The sequence below is a fragment of the Pseudarthrobacter sp. NamE2 genome (assembly GCF_005796205.1).
Taxonomy (GTDB): Bacteria; Actinomycetota; Actinomycetes; order Actinomycetales; family Micrococcaceae; genus Arthrobacter.
This window is the reverse complement of sequence record NZ_VAHN01000002.1, coordinates 312,776-330,924: the sequence shown is the minus strand read 5'-3', so window position 1 is coordinate 330,924 and position 18,149 is coordinate 312,776. Positions and strand designations below refer to the sequence as shown.

The 18,149-nt window shown below is 66.6% G+C and carries 15 protein-coding genes; 6 read left to right on the top strand and 9 right to left on the bottom strand.

The window, feature by feature from the left end; translation table 11 throughout:
* Positions 1 to 56: 56 nt before the first annotated feature.
* From secA to mtrA, 7 genes are all read right to left on the bottom strand, one after another.
* Positions 57 to 2,795, bottom strand: a complete 2,739-nt coding sequence (gene secA / locus FDW83_RS04480; RefSeq protein ID WP_138136378.1) for a preprotein translocase subunit SecA — start codon at positions 2,793 to 2,795, stop codon at positions 57 to 59.
* 99 nt (positions 2,796 to 2,894) lie between these two features.
* Complete coding sequence (locus FDW83_RS04475) at positions 2,895 to 4,100, bottom strand: winged helix-turn-helix domain-containing protein (RefSeq protein WP_138136377.1); 1,206 nt, start codon at positions 4,098 to 4,100, stop codon at positions 2,895 to 2,897.
* A gap of 29 nt (positions 4,101 to 4,129) precedes the next feature.
* Positions 4,130 to 4,855 carry a ribosome hibernation-promoting factor, HPF/YfiA family gene (hpf, locus tag FDW83_RS04470; RefSeq protein WP_138136376.1) on the bottom strand — a complete coding sequence of 242 codons (726 nt, stop codon included), beginning with the start codon at positions 4,853 to 4,855 and terminating at the stop codon, positions 4,130 to 4,132.
* A 173-nt stretch (positions 4,856 to 5,028) separates the two neighbouring features.
* Positions 5,029 to 5,919, bottom strand: coding sequence for a ComF family protein (locus FDW83_RS04465; protein WP_138136375.1), 891 nt, complete (start codon positions 5,917 to 5,919; stop codon positions 5,029 to 5,031).
* Positions 5,920 to 6,035: 116 nt separating this feature from the next.
* On the bottom strand, positions 6,036 to 7,742 hold the full coding sequence (locus FDW83_RS04460; RefSeq protein WP_138136374.1) for an LpqB family beta-propeller domain-containing protein: 1,707 nt from the start codon (positions 7,740 to 7,742) through the stop codon (positions 6,036 to 6,038).
* Positions 7,742 to 9,535, bottom strand: a complete 1,794-nt coding sequence (gene mtrB, locus FDW83_RS04455) for an MtrAB system histidine kinase MtrB (protein WP_171027443.1) — start codon at positions 9,533 to 9,535, stop codon at positions 7,742 to 7,744. The genes FDW83_RS04460 and mtrB overlap by 1 nt, the downstream gene beginning before the upstream one ends.
* 118 nt (positions 9,536 to 9,653) lie before the next feature.
* Positions 9,654 to 10,328 carry an MtrAB system response regulator MtrA gene (gene mtrA, locus FDW83_RS04450; protein WP_138136373.1) on the bottom strand — a complete coding sequence of 225 codons (675 nt, stop codon included), beginning with the start codon at positions 10,326 to 10,328 and terminating at the stop codon, positions 9,654 to 9,656.
* Positions 10,329 to 10,511: 183 nt separating this feature from the next.
* On the opposite strand from mtrA, the gene FDW83_RS04445 reads away from it, so the two are divergent.
* Genes FDW83_RS04445 through FDW83_RS04420 form a run of 6 tightly spaced genes read left to right on the top strand, consistent with a single transcriptional unit; the run spans position 10,512 to position 16,647 of the window.
* Positions 10,512 to 11,783, top strand: coding sequence for a hypothetical protein (locus FDW83_RS04445; protein ID WP_240720840.1), 1,272 nt, complete (start codon positions 10,512 to 10,514; stop codon positions 11,781 to 11,783).
* Positions 11,773 to 12,420 carry a DUF4129 domain-containing protein gene (locus tag FDW83_RS04440; protein ID WP_138136372.1) on the top strand — a complete coding sequence of 216 codons (648 nt, stop codon included), beginning with the start codon at positions 11,773 to 11,775 and terminating at the stop codon, positions 12,418 to 12,420. Before FDW83_RS04445 ends, FDW83_RS04440 begins: the two co-directional genes overlap by 11 nt.
* Complete coding sequence (locus FDW83_RS04435) at positions 12,417 to 13,619, top strand: DUF4350 domain-containing protein (RefSeq protein WP_240720839.1); 1,203 nt, start codon at positions 12,417 to 12,419, stop codon at positions 13,617 to 13,619. The genes FDW83_RS04440 and FDW83_RS04435 overlap by 4 nt, the downstream gene beginning before the upstream one ends.
* Positions 13,616 to 14,611, top strand: coding sequence for a MoxR family ATPase (locus tag FDW83_RS04430; RefSeq protein ID WP_138136371.1), 996 nt, complete (start codon positions 13,616 to 13,618; stop codon positions 14,609 to 14,611). Before FDW83_RS04435 ends, FDW83_RS04430 begins: the two co-directional genes overlap by 4 nt.
* Complete coding sequence (locus FDW83_RS04425; protein ID WP_138136370.1) at positions 14,611 to 15,903, top strand: DUF58 domain-containing protein; 1,293 nt, start codon at positions 14,611 to 14,613, stop codon at positions 15,901 to 15,903. Before FDW83_RS04430 ends, FDW83_RS04425 begins: the two co-directional genes overlap by 1 nt.
* Before the next feature lie 30 nt (positions 15,904 to 15,933).
* Positions 15,934 to 16,647: a DUF4166 domain-containing protein gene (locus FDW83_RS04420; protein WP_138136369.1), complete on the top strand. Its 714-nt coding sequence runs from the start codon at positions 15,934 to 15,936 to the stop codon at positions 16,645 to 16,647.
* Between the two features lie 12 nt (positions 16,648 to 16,659).
* Here FDW83_RS04420 and FDW83_RS04415 read toward each other — a convergent pair whose 3' ends face one another.
* Both FDW83_RS04415 and FDW83_RS04410 read right to left on the bottom strand, forming a co-directional pair.
* Positions 16,660 to 17,730, bottom strand: a complete 1,071-nt coding sequence (locus FDW83_RS04415; RefSeq protein WP_240720854.1) for a hypothetical protein — start codon at positions 17,728 to 17,730, stop codon at positions 16,660 to 16,662.
* A complete protein-coding gene (locus FDW83_RS04410; RefSeq protein WP_138136367.1) occupies positions 17,730 to 18,143 on the bottom strand; it encodes a chorismate mutase in 414 nt (137 codons plus the stop codon). The genes FDW83_RS04415 and FDW83_RS04410 overlap by 1 nt, the downstream gene beginning before the upstream one ends.
* Positions 18,144 to 18,149 lie beyond the last annotated feature (6 nt).

Genomic DNA, 18,149 nt, shown 5'->3' with positions numbered 1-18,149 from the left:
CCGAACCGCGGTCCGGACCTGCCTGCAGCTGGCTGGCAGTCTTGCCAGCCGCCCCGTCAGCGCTTTTTCTTTTTCGCCGGGCGCCGGGCCGCGTCCTGGGCGGCGGCCTTGGCCGGATTTCCGGATCGCCCGGAAGAGCGGGTCTCCACCTTCGTCTGGGTCCCGCCGGTTTCGCTGGGCGCGGTGTACTGCAGCTGTGCCGGCTTCTCCGGAGCTTCCAGGCCGGCCGCTCTAACCTGCGGTTCCAAGTGCTCGGTGTGCCCGCCGGAAGCGTCCGGTACCACCACATCCTGGGCCGGCGTGACTTCCACTTCGAGGTTGTACAGGAACCCGACACTTTCCTCGCGGATGGCTTCCATCATGCTCTGGAACAGGGCGAAGCCTTCCCGCTGGTACTCCACCAGCGGGTCGCGCTGGGCCATGGCCCGCAGGCCAATACCTTCCTTGAGGTAGTCCATTTCGTAGAGGTGTTCCTGCCACTTGCGGCCAATGACCGACAGGATCACGCGGCGCTCCAGCTCGCGCATGCTTTCCGGGCCGATGGCTTCCTCCCTGGCCTGGTACACCAGGCGGGCGTCAGACAGCAGTTCCTCCTTGAGGAACTCGACAGTGAGCCGGGACTTGCCGCCGGCTTCCTCGATGATGTCCTCGGCCGTGACGCTCACGGGATACAGCGTCTTGAGATTGGTCCACAACTGGTGGAAGTCCCAATCGTCGCCGGTGCCCTCGGCTGTGGCGTCATCGATCAGGGCGGTGATGGTGTCCTCGATAAAGAACTGCACTTTCTCGTGCAGGTCGTCACCTTCTAGGATCCGCCGCCTGTCGCTGTAGATGGCCTCGCGCTGGCGGTTCAAGACGTCGTCGTACTTCAGGACGTTCTTGCGCTGCTCGGCATTGCGCCCCTCCACCTGCCCCTGGGCGGAGGCGATGGCCCGCGAAACGAGCTTGGATTCCAACGCGAGGTCATCCGGGACTGAGCTGTTCATGAGTCGCTCGGCGGCACCGGAGTTGAACAGCCGCATCAGGTCGTCCGTCAGCGACAGGTAGAACCGGGACTCACCGGGGTCACCCTGGCGGCCGGAACGGCCGCGTAGCTGGTTATCGATGCGGCGGGATTCATGCCGCTCCGTACCCAGGACGTAGAGGCCACCCAGGTTCAGGACTTCCTCATGCTCGTCCTTGACCGACTGCTTGGCTGCCTCGAGGGCGGCAGGCCACGCGGACTCGTACTCCTCGGAGTTCTCCTCCGGGTCAAGGCCGCGCTTGGCAAGTTCGGCAACAGCTGTGAACTCGGCGTTGCCACCCAGCATGATGTCGGTTCCGCGGCCAGCCATGTTGGTGGCCACGGTGACGGCGCCCTTCCGGCCGGCCTGGGCAACAATCGCAGCTTCACGGGCGTGGTTCTTGGCGTTCAACACTTCGTGCCGGATGCCTTCCTTGGCCAGCAGCCGTGAAAGGTACTCGCTCTTCTCCACGCTGGTGGTGCCCACCAGGACGGGCTGGCCCTTTTCGTGGCGTTCGGCGATGTCCCGGACGACGGCGTCAAACTTGACGGTCTCGTTCTTGAACACCAGGTCCGGCTGGTCGATCCGCTGCATGTCGCGGTTGGTGGGAATCGGCACGACGCCCAGTTTGTACGTGCTCATAAACTCGGCAGCTTCAGTTTCGGCGGTGCCGGTCATGCCCGAAAGCTTGGCGTACATGCGGAAGTAGTTCTGGAGCGTCACCGTGGCCAGTGTCTGGTTCTCGGCCTTGATCTCGACGCCTTCCTTGGCCTCGATCGCCTGGTGCATGCCCTCGTTGTAGCGGCGGCCGGCGAGGATACGTCCGGTGTGCTCGTCCACAATCAGGACTTCGCCGTCAAGGATGACGTAGTCCTTGTCCCGCTTGAACAGCTCCTTGGCCTTGATGGCGTTATTGAGGAACCCGATCAGCGGGGTGTTCGCGGATTCGTACAGGTTCTGAATGCCAAGGTAGTCCTCGACCTTCTCGATGCCGCTTTCCAGGACGCCGACGGTGCGCTTCTTCTCGTCAACCTCGTAGTCCTTATCCGGCTGGAGCCGCAGGACCACCTTGGCGAACTCGCTGTACCAGCGGTTGGTGTCACCCTGGGCTGGACCGGAAATAATGAGCGGCGTGCGGGCTTCGTCGATGAGGATGGAGTCGACCTCGTCGACGATCGCGAAGTTGTGCCCGCGCTGGACCAGTTCGTTACGGTCCCAGGCCATGTTGTCGCGGAGGTAGTCGAAACCGAACTCGTTGTTGGTTCCGTAGGTGATATCGGCCGCATATTGCTGGCGCCGCATTGCAGGATCCTGGTTGGAGAGGATGCAGCCACTGGTCAGGCCGAGGAACCGGTACACACGGCCCATGAGGTCGGACTGGTATTCGGCGAGGTAGTCGTTGACGGTGACCACATGGACACCTTTGCCGGTGAGGGCGTTCAGGTAGGCGGGAGCGGTTGCCACCAGAGTCTTGCCTTCACCAGTCTTCATTTCGGCAATGTTGCCGAGGTGGAGGGCCGCGCCGCCCATCAACTGGACGTCGAAGTGGCGCATCCCCAGGGTCCGCGACGAGGCCTCGCGCACCGCGGCGAAGGCTTCCGGGAGGAGGTCGTCGAGTTTTTCGCCGTCCTGGTGCCGTTTGCGGAGCCGGTCCGTTTCTTCCCGAAGTTCGGCATCGGTAAAGGTCTTGAAGGAGTCTTCGAGCGCATTGATGGAGTCGGCATAGTTCCGCAGTTGCCGCAGGGTTTTTTTGTCACCCGTACGGAGTAGTTTTTCGATAAGTGATGCCACGTGAAAATGCTCCCAGTCTCATGCCGCCGAATTCTGGCGTTTTTAGTCTACGGGAGAGAGAACGGCCAGGCGCCGGTTTCCCTGAGAGCGGATCCGCACCTATAACATCGCCACAGCACGTGCCAGGTCCGGGGCGAGGTCCCCGGCCGGGTGCACCTGCACCTCCTGCAGCCCCAGCCACTGGGCCATAAGGAGCAGTTCAGAAGCGAGTTCGACGGCGGTGTCCGGCGGAGCGTCCGGCTCGCCAAAGGCGGCCCTCGCCAGCAGCTTCCCGGCTGCGCGGTCAGCCTTCAGGTCGACACGCGCCACGATCCTGTCCCTCAGGAGAAACGGCAGAACGTAATAGCCGTAGCGCCGCTTATGTTCCGGGGTGTAGATCTCGATGCGGTAGTGGAAGCCGAACAGCTCCTCAAGCCGCCGGCGTTCGAACACCAATGAATCGAACGGACTCAGCAGGGCCCGTCCGACGGCACTGCGGGGCAGGACGGCATCGACGTGCCGGTAAAGGTCCCGTTCCCAGCCTGCCACTTTCACCGGTTCCAGCCTGCCCAGCCGCACCAGGTGCTCTACCGAGCGCGCCGTTGCTTTTGCGGGCGTGCGGAAGTAGTCGGCGAAACACCGTACGCTTCCGATGCCATGTGCCTGCGCAGCCGCTTCCGTCAGCCGGTGCAACGCCCCTTCCGGATCACCATCGTGGCCGTCGAGGTTCGGCAGCACCCTGCCGGTGAGCGTATACCTGCGCTCGAACTGCTCCGTCCGGGAGGCAGCGGAAACTGTCCCTTCCTCAAAAAGATGCTCAAGGACCCGTTTCACCGCGTTCCAGTTCCAGCCCCAGTTGTCCCGTTGCCTTTCCTCGACGTGGCCGATCCTCGCTGTGAGTTCGGATGCCGTCAAGGGACGGCTGCGCGCAAGGGTCTCAAGTATCCTGGCAGCCACGGCGGCACGCTGGCCGGGATCCATCCGCCCGGCGCCAACCCAGGCGCGTTTCTGCCACAGCAGCAGGTCCTGGTAATGCTCGGGACGGATGTAGCTCGCCTCGTGGGCCCAGTACTCCACCATGCGCCGCGGGTGTGTCCCGGCCATCCGTTGCAGGATGGTCCGGTCGTAGTTGCCGAGGCGCGAAAAGAAGGGCAGGAAGTGGCTGCGCGAGAGGACATTCACGGAATCAATCTGGACGAGCTGGATCCGGGCAAAGGTGCGGCCCACCGTCCGTGACGTCACGGGGCCGGCGGGCCGTCCTTTGTGGAGTCCCTGTGCTGCCAAAGCGATCCGCCGTGCCTGGTTTAGGCTCAGCGGTGCTGACACATCAGTCCTCTCCGGTGGCTGCTGCCACCTCAGGCGTTGGCGGGGGCATCATCCGAGCGGTAGGCAAGGACCTTCTCTTCAATCACCGTCTCCCCGGGTTCGCATTCGTGGTCCAGGGTGATGACGCCATACGTCCAGCCGCGGCGCCGATAGACCACCGACGGGGTGTTGGTCGCTTTATCCACGAAAAGGTAGAAATCGTGGCCGACGAGCTCCATGTTGTCAACGGCATCGTCCAGGGAAAGCGAAGCGGCGGGAAATACCTTGCGCCGGATGAGTACCGGTGAATCACCGGCGGGAATGTCGTTGTCCACGTCGTACGGGGACTTTTCAACGGGCGGGGCCGCAGTGTCATTCCGGTGGCTCGCCTCGACGTACAGCGGTTCGTGGGCACTCGCGGGCTCAAGCGTGGCCGTCGCTTCACGGACAGCCTTTGGGGTGTGCCGGCCGTGGTGGACCTTCTTGCGGTCCTTGGCGCGGCGCAGGCGTTCAAGCAATTTATTGTAGGCAAGGTCAAACGCCGCAAACTTGTCAGCGGCACTGGCTTCGGCACGGATCACAGGTCCACGGCCCAGTACTGTCACCTCAACGGTCAGCTGGTCGCCGGTCTGCCGGGCATTGGTCTCCTTGGAAACCTTGGCATCGACACGCTGGACCTTGTCTCCCAGCGACTCGATTTTAGAGATTTTTTCCCCGGCATATTCGCGGAACCGGTCTGAGACTGTCAGATTTCGTCCGCTGATCTTAAACTCCATGGTGCCCTCCAAATGACTTCGGTGACACGACGGCGGCGCTTCACTGGGCCGATCTGTTTGACAGTCGAGCCCCTTTCCGAGCCGCCATCGACAGGTACCGTCGGTTCCTGGTACCCACCACCGACGTTAGTTCATAGGCATCCGTTATTCATCCTTTCCTGGTTTATTTTTTTCTAAGTCATGGTTGCTTTCACCGGCTGCCCGGAGGCATGGCTGCCGCTTGCCGCATCGGGCGGGCGGGTCGCCGCTAGGACCACCGCGCCGGTCACGATAGCCCCTGCCTGATGGAGCGCGCGGGCCGCCTCCGCCAGTGTCGAACCAGTGGTGAGGACGTCGTCGACAACGATGCAGCGGCGCCCCGCAAGCCTCCCTCCCGCCCGCCGTCGGACCTTCATTGAACTGCGCACCCGCTTGGCACGCGCACCCCGGTCAAGGCCCTTTTGCCCGCCCGGCAACGCCAGGCCTGCCTGGCCGTTCTTCACCAGGACGTCCAGGTGTTGGACGCCCTGCAGCTGCCGGGCCGCCTCCGCCAGGAGCAACTGGACGGGGCTGAAGCCGCGGCGCAGGTATGCCGCCGAACTCGTGGGAACAGGGATGAGGCATGCCGTCTCCCCCTCCCCCGCTGCCGCGCGGACGGCACCGGCGAGCGCACGGCCAAGGCTGGCGCGGATCCGGTGCTGGCCGTGCCGTTTGAAGGACAGCAGCGCCTGGGCAAGTTCCTCCCGGTAGACGCCGGCAGCCACCACGGGCAACAGGACCCTTCCGCCGATGTCCATCAGAACCGGAGCTCCGCTTTCGGCGCGGAAGGGCGCTTTGGTCAGGCGCCTGATCCGCCGGTCACACTCGTGGCAAAGGGCAGAGTCTTCCGCCCCGCAGCACACACAGTCCACCGGTACGGTCAGGGCCAACAGGTCGGCAGCCGCACCTGCCAACTGGTCCACCAGGCCAAGCACCTTACGTTGGTGGTGCGAGCGGTGCCTTGCAGCCCGTTGCGGAGGTGGAAAGAGGTCCGGGTCAACGCGCATGCCGCCGGGAGGCGCCGATCGGGTGGCTTTGCTGCTCATGCCTCCACCCTCGGTGCCGGCAGCGGCGAACACCAGCAGGTCTCCCCTGCATGTGGATAGCGCCAGGCAAACTCACCATCACCCAAGACCCAGGCAACCGCCGGGAGGTCCGCTGCCTATCCAGGGAAGGCCGGATCGATGGGTCCCTTGATCTGCGGCGACCAGCCGTTGCCGAGGCGCTGGAAGACGCCCTCCGCGGACTGTCCGTAGATCTCCTCTGCCCCGTTTCCTGCGCTGAGCGCCACCAGCCCGGGCCACGGCGCAAGCTGCTGGGGCTCTCCGGAGGTAAGGGACAACAGTTCCGGCGTGACGTTGGAGGACGCCGAGCCCTTCATCACGGCAACCGTGGTGTCACTGACCCAGACACCCTGGTCCGGATTGCTGTCGGTAGCCAGCGTGACGGGAGCCGTGAGTTCACGGGGTGTTCCGTCTCCCCCGCGGATGACGCCCGCTACCTGAACCCGTGTTTTACCGTTCTGTTCGGAAATGACCAGTGCACGCACTCCCTCGCGGGAAATCCGGAACTCCTTGACGGTCCGGCCTGCCAGCCAGGCAGGAGCAAGGGTCACGGACGGAACGGAAGCCCCCTCTGCCACCCCGGCGGGACGATACGCAACCACTTCAGTGTCGCCGTTCGCCCCGGGCCCGGCGGTCCAGACCCAGTCGTTCAGCCCGAACGACGGGCGGCTCAACGTGCCTCGCGTGGTGAGGGCACGCGCCGGCTGTCCCGGGGTGATGCTGTACAGCGTGGTCCTGCTGTCATTGAGGAACGCTGCGGTCTGCGATACCGGCGATTCGGCCGGAAGTCGCGGATTCAGGGCGGAAACCGGCTGCATGTCCGGCAGCGGCAACACCCTGTTGTTTTCGTATCTGACCAGCTCGTTGCCGCTGATCGCGATCTGGCGGGACGGGACACTCTTGTCCTGCACAGGCGGAAGCACTGATCCGTCGTCTTCCACCCGCACCAGGTCCTGGTTGGCCCGCAGTTCAACATTGACGACGTCAGGCTGGCTGCGGAACGTCAGCGTCAACTGCATCTGCATCCGAAGGCGGTCCTCGGGCGAGATTTCCATCAGTTCCTTGGCCGTCAGGTCCACCTGGGCAGCACCGGAAACAACAGGGACCGATTCGCGGGCCAGCTTGATTCCCGAAGGGAAGGCACTCGCCACGGCGCCCCGGAGGTAAGGAGCAGGGCCGGCGAGCAGCGCACTGGTCATGGCCTTCACCGTCTTGTTCCTGATGAACCACCGGACATCCGGAACGGCGAACGTGAAGGTGGGGTCGTAGAAATAGATGGGATAGGCCCCGTAGATCACCTTGAAGGTTTCCTCGGCGATGGCGGTGCCGTCCGGTATCGCCGAGATCCGCCATTCCCCGTCCACCTGGGTGACGGTGACCGGAATGTTCTCGATGGTTCCTTCGGGTGACTGCGTGGCGATCCCGTCGACGTCCACCGTGTACGCGACATCGAGCTCGTAGTTGTAGACGTTCTCGGTATCGGTGGCCACCACCCGCGCATTCCGGTAGACCAGCGCGCGCTGGTCCGGTTTCCAGGACACAGCGGAGGCCTGCGTCAGGTACTGCCGTGCGACGGCGTAGTCGTCCTCGTAGCCGCTGCCTGCTCGGTAGAAGTAGTCAATGATGGTTTCCGGTGACGCCCCGGGTTGCGGGGCGGCCGGCAGGAACACCGGAGCATTGAGGTTCCCGGCGCTGCCTTCGCTGCTTTTGCCTACGGGCCCTGAAGTGGGAATGCGGGCGCAGCCGGCCAGGACGAGCAGGAGGGCCAGTAGGAAGATTGCGGCGCCGCCCAGGCGCCGCCGCATCAGGGCGTCTCCTTCGATGTCGGCACCGGAGCCAGCCGCGCTGCGCCGGTTTCCAGGACAAGCATGTTGCGGTTGTCCCCTTCCCGTGGGATGTTGCGCGGTTCACCGGGGAACATTACATCGTCCGGCTCGAGCTGCACCGGAGACTTGTCGATGTCCCCGCCCTGGCGCAGCGGCAGGGTGAGCCGGAAGTTGGCACCGCTGCCCTTCCTGCCCCATGCCTGGAGCCATCCGTTGTGCAGCTTGGTGTCTTCCATCGCGATGGACAGGCCCAACCCACTGCCGCCGGTGGTGCGCGCGCGGGCCGGGTCTGCGCGCCAGAACCTGTCGAAGACCCGGGCGGCCTCGGCCGGTTCCATGCCAATGCCCTGGTCGCGGACAGCAATGCCGACGGCGGTCTGGCTGGCTGCCACAGTGACCGTCACGGGTTTTCCCTCGCCGTGTTCGACGGCGTTGAGGATCAGGTTGCGCAGGATCCGGTCGATGCGCCGGGCGTCCATTTCGACGATGATGGCACCCGCCGGTGCGCTCAGGACGATCTCGGACCCGTACTCGGCCGCGACCGGCGCCGCCCCTTCGATGACGTGGGCAACCACCTGCAGGATATCCTCGGGCTCGGCATCCAGGACGGCCACGCCGGCGTCGAACCGGGAGATTTCCAGCAGGTCGGACAGCAGCGACTGGAAGCGCTCCACCTGGTTGTAGAGCAGTTCGGCGGAACGCTTGTTGATGGGATCGAACTCGTCACGGGCGTCGTAGAGGACCTCTGCCGCCATTCGCACCGTTGTCAGCGGCGTCCGCAGTTCGTGGGAAACGTCCGACACGAAGCGCTGCTGCATCTGCGACAAGGTGGCCAGCTGGGTGATCTGTTCCTGCAGGCTGGCGGCCATGTGATTGAAGGATGCGCCCAGGCGTGCCACCTCGTCCTCGCCGCGGACCACCATCCGCTCCTGCAGCTGGCCGGCCGCAAGCTTCTCCGAAACCATGGCCGCGTGGCTGACGGGGCTGACCACGTTCCGGGTGACATACCAGGCCACCGCCCCGATCAGCAGCACCAGCACTGCGCCGCCGGCCCACAGCACGCTCTGGATCTCGTCCAGGGTCTGCTGCGCGGTGTTCAGGTCGTAGATCAAGTAGAGCTCGTAGACCGTGCCGTTGAAGGTGACTTTGTTGCCCACGGCGATGCCGGGCCGGTCCTCGGTGCCCACCGGAATGACGGTAGACGCCCAGTACTGGTCCTTGCCGGATTCCTGCACGGCCTTCCTCAGTTCCGGCGGAATGACGCTCACGGTCAGTTGGTCCGACGCGCGGGATTCCACCCACCGGTTTCTTGGTTTGGTCTGCTCGGGCATGGCTTCGAACACGTAGCGGCGCTGGATGACCGAGCCGCGGCCTTCCACCGCGTTCAGCGTGTCGTACACCAGGGTGATAACGCTCGACTGGTCGGTGACCTGGGCGCCATCGAACGTGTCCTGGACCTGTTTCACGTTGTAGCGTGTCTCGGACTCCGCCTGGGCCAGGCGCTCCTGGAAAAGGTTGTGGGCAATCTGGTGCGAGAGGTACGCCCCCACCACCGCGAACGAGGTAACGGCCAGCAGCAAGGTGGTGAGTACTGTGCGGAACTGCAGGGACCGGCGCCACCGCCGCTGCAGCGCCCGCCCGATGTAGCGCAGGGCGGGCAGGAAACGCCGGAACCCCATGCGCACCAGCCGTGCCACGCGGAGGGTGACGATCAGGGCTCGGCGCTGCCAGATCATCGCACGGAATGTCAGGCGCCGAACGCTGGGGACCATCCCCTCTGTGCTTTCAGCGCCAGGGCGAAGGCCGGCCGCCCCGGGATGGTGGTCGTCGGGCAATGGCGGTCCGGGCGGAGGAACCTGCGGATCTCTTCCCCCGTCAGAGGCAGCGGGGTCAGACCCCTGCTTTGTAGCCGACACCACGCACCGTCAATACGACTTCCGGAGCTTCCGGATCCTTCTCAATCTTGGACCGCAGGCGCTGGACATGGACATTAACCAGGCGCGTGTCTGCCGCGTGCCGGTATCCCCAGACCTGCTCGAGCAAAAGTTCGCGGGTAAACACCTGCCACGGCTTGCGGGCGAGGGCCACGAGGAGATCGAACTCAAGCGGAGTAAGGGAGATGCGTTCGCTGCCCCGGCTGACGGTGTGGCCGGCGACGTCGATGCTGATGTCGCCGATGCGCAGGGTTTCCGGCGCCTTCTGGTCTCCCGGGCGGAGGCGGGCGCGCACACGTGCCACCAGCTCGGCGGGCTTGAAAGGCTTGGGCACGTAGTCGTCGGCACCGGATTCGAGGCCCCGGACAACGTCTGAGGTGTCCGACTTGGCGGTGAGCATGACGATCGGCACGTCCGATTCGGCGCGGATCTGCCGGCAGACCTCAATGCCGTCCACGCCTGGAAGCATAAGGTCCAGCAGTACCAGGTCCGGCCTGGATGACCGGAATACGTCAAGCGCCTGGGCACCGTCGGCGCAGAAGACCGGCTCGAAGCCGTCATTGCGAAGAACAATTCCAATCATTTCGGCCAGCGCTTCATCATCATCAACCACCAGAATGCGTGCCTTCATAGTTATATATTCGCTTATCAGGCAGGCTTTGTCCTGTTCAGCCGCCTACGGCATGGCGGAATGCTATGACGGCCGACGCCGGAACTATAGGCTGGTGCCATGCCGGACCTTCCCGGGCGCCCTCCCCGGAAGTCGGGCCGGGCGCTGCGGGCAGCAGACGGACTTGTACGGGGGAGGAACAGGGTGTCACCACAGGATTCGGGCCAGCAGTGGCCGGGGCAGCAGCCATGGCCGAGCCAGCAGCCGTGGGGCCAGGGGCACCAGCAGTGGGGCCAGCCGGGCTGGCAGCCGCAGCCGCCGGGCCAGCAGCCGCCGTGGGGACAGCCTTCGTACCCGGGGCCCCCGTCCTACCCCGGTTCCCCCTATCAGGGAGGGCCCAACAACCCGTTCGGCCAGCCCCGCTACGTCGCCCCACCAAAGCCGGGGATCGTGCCGCTCCGCCCGTTGATGTTCGGGGAAATCCTTGACGGCTCCTTCCAGGCCATCCGCCGCAACGCCAAGGCAATACTGGGCGCCGCCCTGCTGGCCCAGTCGCTGACGGCCATCCTCGCCGCCGTCGTCACCGCTGTCACCGCAACATCCATGGGATCGATCGAGGCCTGGGCCGACTCCGCAGCCGCCGAGGACGTGGCCGCACTGGGCATCGGCTTCTTCGCGGCAGTCCTGGTGGTTGCCCTGCTGACCCTGTTTATCTCCGCGGTCCTCCAGGGCGCCATGGTGGTGCCGGTGGCGCGGTCCATCCTCAACCGGCCCACCAGCTTCCGCCGCATGTGGGCGCTGTCCCGTTCCCGGGCGGGAGCCCTGGTCCGCCTGGCGCTGCTTTTGCTGGGGGCTGGGCTGCTGGCCTTCGTGCTCCTGGCGGTCCTTGCGGTTGCACTGGTGTCCGCCATGGAAGGGACCGGTGCCCTCCTGCTGATTCCCGTGGTCCTTGGTTTCATCGCGCTGTCCATATGGATCGCCATCAAGGTGCTGGTCGCTCCGGCCGCGGTGGTTGTCGAGGAACTGGGGGCCGTGGCCGGGCTCCGCCGGTCGTGGGAACTGACCCGCGCCAACTGGTGGCGCATCCTGGGCATCACGGTTGTGATCAGCATCATGGTGGGAATCGTCAGCCAGGTAGTGATGATCCCCGTCAGCCTGCTGACAAGTTTCCTCACCACCGTCGCAACGCCCCATGCCGGAAACGAACAGACGGCAGCCGTCGCTGTGGCGGTCGGCGTGGCAACCGCGGTCCTCGGCGCCCTGGTGGGAGCCCTCGGGTATGCCTTCCAGACGTCAGTAATGGCGCTGCTCTACATGGACCTCCGAATGCGGAAAGACGGACTGGACATCATCCTCCTGCGGCTGATGGAATCCGGCGCGGACCCCGACGGCGTCCCCGGCCGCGGTGCCGCGCCCGGCGTTTCCGGACGGGACGGCCCAGGCCCTGCCTCGGGGGCATGGCCGGATGTCCGCTGAACCGCCGGTCCTGCCGGACGCAGAGGAAGCCCGGCGGTGGGCAGCCGAAGAACTGGCCAAGCCGGAGTACCGGGAAGCAGCCCCCTCCTGGGCACAAACGTTTTGGGAGAACTTCCTGGACTGGCTCTCGTCCCTGGACGGCTCCACCGGGTCCCCCGGGCAGCTGCCTGCCTCGGTGATAGGCATCGCGGTTGTGCTGGTCATTGCGGTTGCGGTGGTCCTCGCCCGGCCCCGGCTGAACGCCGCCGCCCGGCGGCCCGGCGATGTTTTCGAGCCGGGCACCAGCCTTGCTGCAGCAGACTACCGGCAGCGTGCCGAAGCCGCGGCCGCGGCAGGAAAGTGGGGGGACGCCGTCGTCGAACGCTTCCGGGCGCTGGTGGCTTCCGCGGAAGAGCGCGTCATCCTCGATCCGCAGCCGGGGCGCACGGCCGATGAGGCAGCGCGTGGTCTTTCGGCGCCGTTTCCGTTTGCAGCCGCGCGCCTGGAGCGGGCGGCAGGGACCTTTGACGCTGTCCGCTACGGCAACAGGGCGGCCAGCCGCGGGGACTACCAGGAGGTGGCCGGACTGGACGCTGCCCTTGATGCAGCCAGGCCCGGACAGGCCGCCGCCGGTCACGACGCGGCGGTGCGGCCATGACGGATGTCCTGCCCGCCGGCGGGCGCACAACGGGCAGCGTAAATGGGACACCGGGCACCGGGCGGCGTTCCGCCCTTGCCTGGCTCCGCCGGCACCGGGCCCTCTCAGTCTTTGCCGCGGTAGTGGCCGTCGCCCTTGGCATCGTGGTGTGGGGCCAGTTGGCCCCCAAGGGTGACAGCGTACCCCTCTCAACTGGCAATGCCGGTCCCGGCGGTGCCCGGGCAGTCAGCGAAATCCTCGGGCGGCACGGCGTTGAAGTGCAGAGTGCCGGGAAGTTCGAGGACGCCATGTCCGCGCTGGAGGCAGGCTCCTCCCCCACCCTCATGCTGTACGACCGCAGCGGTTTCCTCGATGAGCCCCGGCTCCTTGAGCTGGCAGCAGCGGCCGGCCGGATGGTCCTGGTGGCGCCCCGGCTGGAAACGTTGACCGCGCTGGACAACGACATCCGGCAGGCAGGCGTTGTCCCGGATGCTTCACCTCTGCTCACTCCCGGCTGTCCGCTGCCGGACGCCGTCGCGGCCGGAGAGATCTCGGGGGAACAAGGCTTTGTGTACGACGGCGGCACGTCCTGTTACCGGCCGGCCGGCGGCGCCGCCGGGCTGCTTGCCGTCAGCGCCGACGGCAGGCTGACCGTCCTGGGCAGCACAGCAGTCCTGGACAATGAGCGGCTGGACGAACAGGGGCATGCTGCACTCGCCCTCCGGACGCTCGGCAGTTCGGCGGACCTGGTGTGGTACCTGCCCTCACTTGAGGACCTGGACACGTCCGCATCAGGGCAGACACTTGATGAGCTGGCACCGCGCTGGGTCCATTTCCTGGGACCCTGGCTCCTCGTGGTTGCCCTGGCCGCCATTGTTTGGCGCGGCCGCCGCCTGGGTCCGCTGGTGTTCGAACCGCTTCCGGTGGTGGTGAAGGCGGTGGAAACAGCAGAGGGACGGGCCCGCATGTACCACGATGCCCACGCGGTGCAGCAGGCGCGAGACAACCTCCGGGCCGGAACCCTGGTGCGGCTGGCCGGTAGACTCCGGCTGGGGCCGGGCGCCACGGCAGATGAAGTCATTGATGCGGTGGCCCGCCACCTGGGGCGGTCCGCCGCCGACGTGCGCGGCCTTGTCAACGACCAACCGGGAACGGAACCCCGGCTCGTGGCCTGGGCACAGGGATTGAACAACCTAGAGAAAGAGGTCAGCAGCCGATGAGTGAACACGGCAGCGGTCAGCGGGTCCTGGATCCGATGGAGCACGACTCAGCCCGGCAGGCCCTCCTGGACGTGCGCCGCGAGGTGTCCAAGGCCGTGGTGGGGCAGGATGCCACCGTCACCGGAATGCTGATCGCGCTGCTGTCCCACGGGCATGTACTGCTGGAGGGCGTGCCCGGCGTCGCGAAGACCCTGCTGGTGCGTGCACTGTCAGCGGCGCTGGACCTGGACACCAAGCGGGTGCAGTTCACGCCGGACCTGATGCCCGGTGACGTGACGGGATCGCTGGTGTACGACTCGCACACGTCCGAATTCACGTTCCGGGAAGGTCCGGTATTCACCAACCTGCTGCTGGCGGATGAGATCAACCGGACGCCGCCAAAGACCCAGGCGTCGCTGCTGGAGGCGATGGAGGAACGGCAGGTCTCCGTGGACGGGGTGTCCCGGCCCCTGCCGTCGCCGTTCCTCGTGGCCGCCACCCAGAACCCTGTGGAATACGAAGGCACCTACCCGCTGCCGGAGGCCCAGCTGGACCGCTTCCTGCTCAAGCTCACCATGCCCCTTCCGGAGCGGGGGGAAGAGATGGAGGTCATCCGCCGCCACGCTGCCGGCTTTGATCCCCGGGACCTGTCAGCCGCCGGGGTCCGTCCCGTGGCCGGCGCCGCGGACCTGGAGCGGGCCCGGCATGCGGTGACGGGCGTCGCCGTCGAGCAGGAAATCATCGGCTACATTGTGGACCTGGTGCGGGCCACCCGCTCCGCACCCTCCTTCCTTCTGGGTGTCTCTCCGCGCGGCGCCACGGCCCTGTTGAACACGTCGCGGGCCTGGGCCTGGCTTTCCGGCAGGAGTTTCGTGACCCCCGACGACGTCAAGGCCCTGGCGGTGCCCTGCCTGCGGCATCGGGTGGCGTTGCAGCCGGAAGCACAGATGGACGGTGTCCGTGTGGACGAGGTGCTTGGCAGCATCCTGGCCTCGGTTCCCGTTCCGCGCTGATGGCAGTCTCCGGGCGCTTCGTCCTGCTGGTCCTGCTGGGGACGGTGCCGGTCCTGCTGCTGCCCGGCTGGGGAACGGTACTTGCCGTCCTGGCCGTGCTGGCAGCCCTGGCCACCGCCGACCTGCTCCTCGCCGGTTCACCGAAGCACGCGCGCGTGCTGCGGTCCGAACCCGGCAACGTCACCCTGCACGGGACAACGGAGGCCCGGCTCACCATCCACAACGACGGAAGCCGGCGCCTGCGCGGCACGCTCCGCGACGGCTGGCAGCCGTCCGCGGGAGCGCTGAACCCCGTCCAGCGGATCGGTGTCCCCGCCGGCGAAGGCAGGCGCGTTGCGGTAAGGCTGCGGCCGGTCCGCCGCGGCGACCTCCACGCCCCGCACGTTACGGTGCGGTCCTTCGGTCCCCTGCTGCTCGCCGCCCGGCAGCGCACCTTCGGGTGTCCGGGGACGCTGCGCGTGCTGCCGCCGTTCCATTCGCGGCGGCACCTGCCGTCCAAGCTTCGCAAGCTCCGCGAGCTGGACGGAAAAGCGGCCGTCCAGATCCGCGGGGCGGGCACCGAATTCGATTCGCTCCGGGACTATGTCCGGGGTGACGATGTGCGCTCCATCGACTGGCGGGCAACCGCCCGCCGGTCCGCCGTCGTGGTCCGCACGTGGCGCCCGGAGCGTGACCGCCGTGTGGTGTTGGTCCTTGACACCTCGCGGACGTCGGCGGCCAGGATCGACGACGAGACCCGGCTGGATACCGGCATGGAAGCCGCCCTCCTGCTGGGCGTCCTGGCCGAGCGGGGCGGTGACAGCGTGGACTTCCTGGCCTTCGACCGCCGTCTCCGTGCCCGGGCGGGTTCCGCTGTGCAGGGCAACCTGCTGGGACAGCTGGTCCAGGCCATGGCACCGCTGGACCCGGAACTCATCGAGATGGACTGGCCTGCCGTTCCCGCCCAGGTCCGGGCGGTGACCGCGCACCGGTCGCTGGTGGTGCTGCTGACATCGCTCGACGGCGGCGCACCGGAGGAGGGGCTGCTTCCCGCCGCTGCCCGGCTGGCGCACGACCACGTGGTGGTGGTGGCAGCGGTCCGTGACCCGCAGCTGGATGTCATGCTGAGGGAGCGTTCCGACGCTGCCGGCGTGTTCCGGGCTGCTGCTGCCGAACGTTCCCTCCTGCAGCGTGCCGCCGTCAGCGCAGAGCTCCGCCGGCACGGCGTGGAAGTGGTGGACGCCGAACCGCGCCAGCTCCCCCCGCGCCTGGCAGACATGTACATCCGGCTCAAGGCGGCCGGTAGATTGTGAAACCAGTGATGTCTTTCCGGGAGGAGCTTCGTGAACGTACCGATCTACCAGCAGGTCCTTGGCGCGGACTTTGGCGGGCTGCAGCCTGAACTGCAGGACTACTTTTCGCTGGTGCCCGGCTCCGGAACGTACGGCGTGGGCGAAGGCACGTTCGACGTGGTGGGGTGCCGGCAGGAATGGCTTCGGCCCCTGCTGCGCATGACGGCCGGCGAAGAAGCCTTCTTCCCTGAATACGGGGAAAACATCCCGTTCCGCATCGAAAACCACGCCCACCAGGACCCGTTCGGACGTTCCAGCCTCACGGCACGGCGGGAGATCCGCTTCCCGGGCCGGACCCGGATGTTCCAGGACACCACCAGCGTCACCAGCCGGAACGGGTCCCCGCAACTGGTGGATTACGTGGGCCGCTACCGCCGCATGGTGACAGACCTGAATCTCAGCGTCACGGCGGAGGGACGGCTGCGCGGCGTCTCCGAAGCATCCCGCCTGTTCCTTGGGCCCCTGCGGATTCCGCTGCCCGCAGCATTGGACGCCAAAGCCTACGCTGAGCAGTGGTGGGATCCGGCCGAAGGCCCTAACGGCCGGCACAGGATCCAGGTCAAAGTCATCCAGCCACACATCGGACTGGTCCTGGTGTACGCCGGCGGCTTCGACTACAGGCTGCGCCCCTATACGGGAGGCAGCCCGGCGCACAGCTTCCTGCCCCGCTACGCACAGCCGGACCGCTGGGAAAACCGGATCTAGCAGCTTCTCCGGCTACCCCAGGGCGAGCTGGTTCAGCCCGTCCGCAAGCTGGGTCAGGCGTCCCAGCACGGCGGTGGCTTGCGCCGGGGTGTGCCCCGCAAGCCCCGCCGACGGAGTGACCCGGATGGTGCGCAGGGACGAGGCCGGCAGGCCAAGCTGGCGCCACGGCCGCCACACCGAGTCCACGCAGTCCGCCACTTTTGGAAGCTGCGCGCCCTCGACGTCAAGTGCTCCCGCCCACAGCCGCTTGCCCGCCTCGACTGCGCCGGCGAGTTGCTCCCACTGGCGGGTGGTAAGGGGCTTCAGTGGCACGGCGATGCCGTCAGCGCCCGCCGCAAGGACGGGTTCGAACGGCGCCTCGATGGCTGGAACGGACACCACCACTTCGCTGGCCCCGGCAGCACGGAGGGCATCCATCACCAGCCGCCATGATTCCCTGGCTTCCGAGGGTGCCACCGCCCGCAGTGTGCGGTAGCCGCTGGCGGTGGGGATGGTGCCGGCCAGGACGGCGGCGATCTCCGGTTCATCGAGCTGCACTACCAGCCGCGCTCCCGGAACTGCTGCGGAGACCCGGGTGAGATGGTTTCCGACGCCGGCGGCCAGTGAGGCGGCGAGGTCGCGGCGGGCGCCGTAGTCAACCAGGGCGCGCTCCCCGTTGTGCAGGTGCAGGCCTGCGGCGAGGCTCAATGGCCCCACCAGCTGGACCTTGATCCCGTCGGCGGACGTTTCTTCGGCTCCTGCGACGTCGGCCAGGACGTTGACATCGGTTGCGAGTGCGGAGGCTGCCCGCCGGAAGTCCTTGCCCGGGCGGTCGACAAGCCGCCATCCATAGGGCTGGACGTCAACGGCAAGTTCCTCGAGCAGGGAGGCGGTACGCCCCAGGGGATCGGAGCCCACGCCGCGGGCCGGCAATTCGGCGAGGAACGGCAGGTGCGGCCGGCCAAGTTCGCCACGGATGATGCGCGCCGCTTCGAGGGGGTCCCCGCCCGGCCACGGTCCCAGCGCGGTTGCGGTTACTTCCGTCGGCACTGCCTTCCCCGGTTCAGCGGCAGCCTTATCCGGCCCGGGCCGTTCAGCCACCATCATGCGAGGGCTGAGGCCTGCGGGTGCTGGCCGGACCCGGCGGCGGTCTGGTGGTCCTCGGCTATGGCCTCGTGGTGCCGGATCACCTCACCGATGATGAAGTTCAGGAACTTTTCGGCAAAAGCAGGATCCAAGTGGGCGTCCTCGGCGAGCCGCCGGAGCCTGGCGATCTGCGCGGCTTCGCGCCCCGGGTCGCCCGCGGGGAGCCGGTGGGCAGCCTTCAGGAATCCCACCTTTTGCGTGGCCTTGAACCGTTCGGCCAGGAGGTAGACCAGTGTGGCGTCGATGTTGTCGATACTGGAACGGATTGAGAGCAGTTCAGCCATCACCGCGTTGTCCACCTGGCCGGCCAGGGAACTGGCTGAAGGATCGAAATCATCGGGGTCAGGTGCCGGGAGGTTGTGCTGCGTCATGATCCC

Coding starts and splice junctions, on each gene's coding strand:
- FDW83_RS04425 (WP_138136370.1), top strand. CDS start 14,611: ATGGCAGTCTCCGGGCGCTTCGTCCTGCTGGTCCTGCTGGGGACGGTG.
- mtrA (WP_138136373.1), bottom strand. CDS start 10,328: ATGAAGGCACGCATTCTGGTGGTTGATGATGATGAAGCGCTGGCCGAA.
- FDW83_RS04430 (WP_138136371.1), top strand. CDS start 13,616: ATGAGTGAACACGGCAGCGGTCAGCGGGTCCTGGATCCGATGGAGCAC.
- FDW83_RS04415 (WP_240720854.1), bottom strand. CDS start 17,730: ATGGTGGCTGAACGGCCCGGGCCGGATAAGGCTGCCGCTGAACCGGGG.
- FDW83_RS04435 (WP_240720839.1), top strand. CDS start 12,417: ATGACGGATGTCCTGCCCGCCGGCGGGCGCACAACGGGCAGCGTAAAT.
- FDW83_RS04460 (WP_138136374.1), bottom strand. CDS start 7,742: ATGCGGCGGCGCCTGGGCGGCGCCGCAATCTTCCTACTGGCCCTCCTG.
- FDW83_RS04440 (WP_138136372.1), top strand. CDS start 11,773: ATGTCCGCTGAACCGCCGGTCCTGCCGGACGCAGAGGAAGCCCGGCGG.
- FDW83_RS04465 (WP_138136375.1), bottom strand. CDS start 5,919: ATGAGCAGCAAAGCCACCCGATCGGCGCCTCCCGGCGGCATGCGCGTT.
- mtrB (WP_171027443.1), bottom strand. CDS start 9,535: ATGGTCCCCAGCGTTCGGCGCCTGACATTCCGTGCGATGATCTGGCAG.
- hpf (WP_138136376.1), bottom strand. CDS start 4,855: ATGGAGTTTAAGATCAGCGGACGAAATCTGACAGTCTCAGACCGGTTC.
- FDW83_RS04410 (WP_138136367.1), bottom strand. CDS start 18,143: ATGACGCAGCACAACCTCCCGGCACCTGACCCCGATGATTTCGATCCT.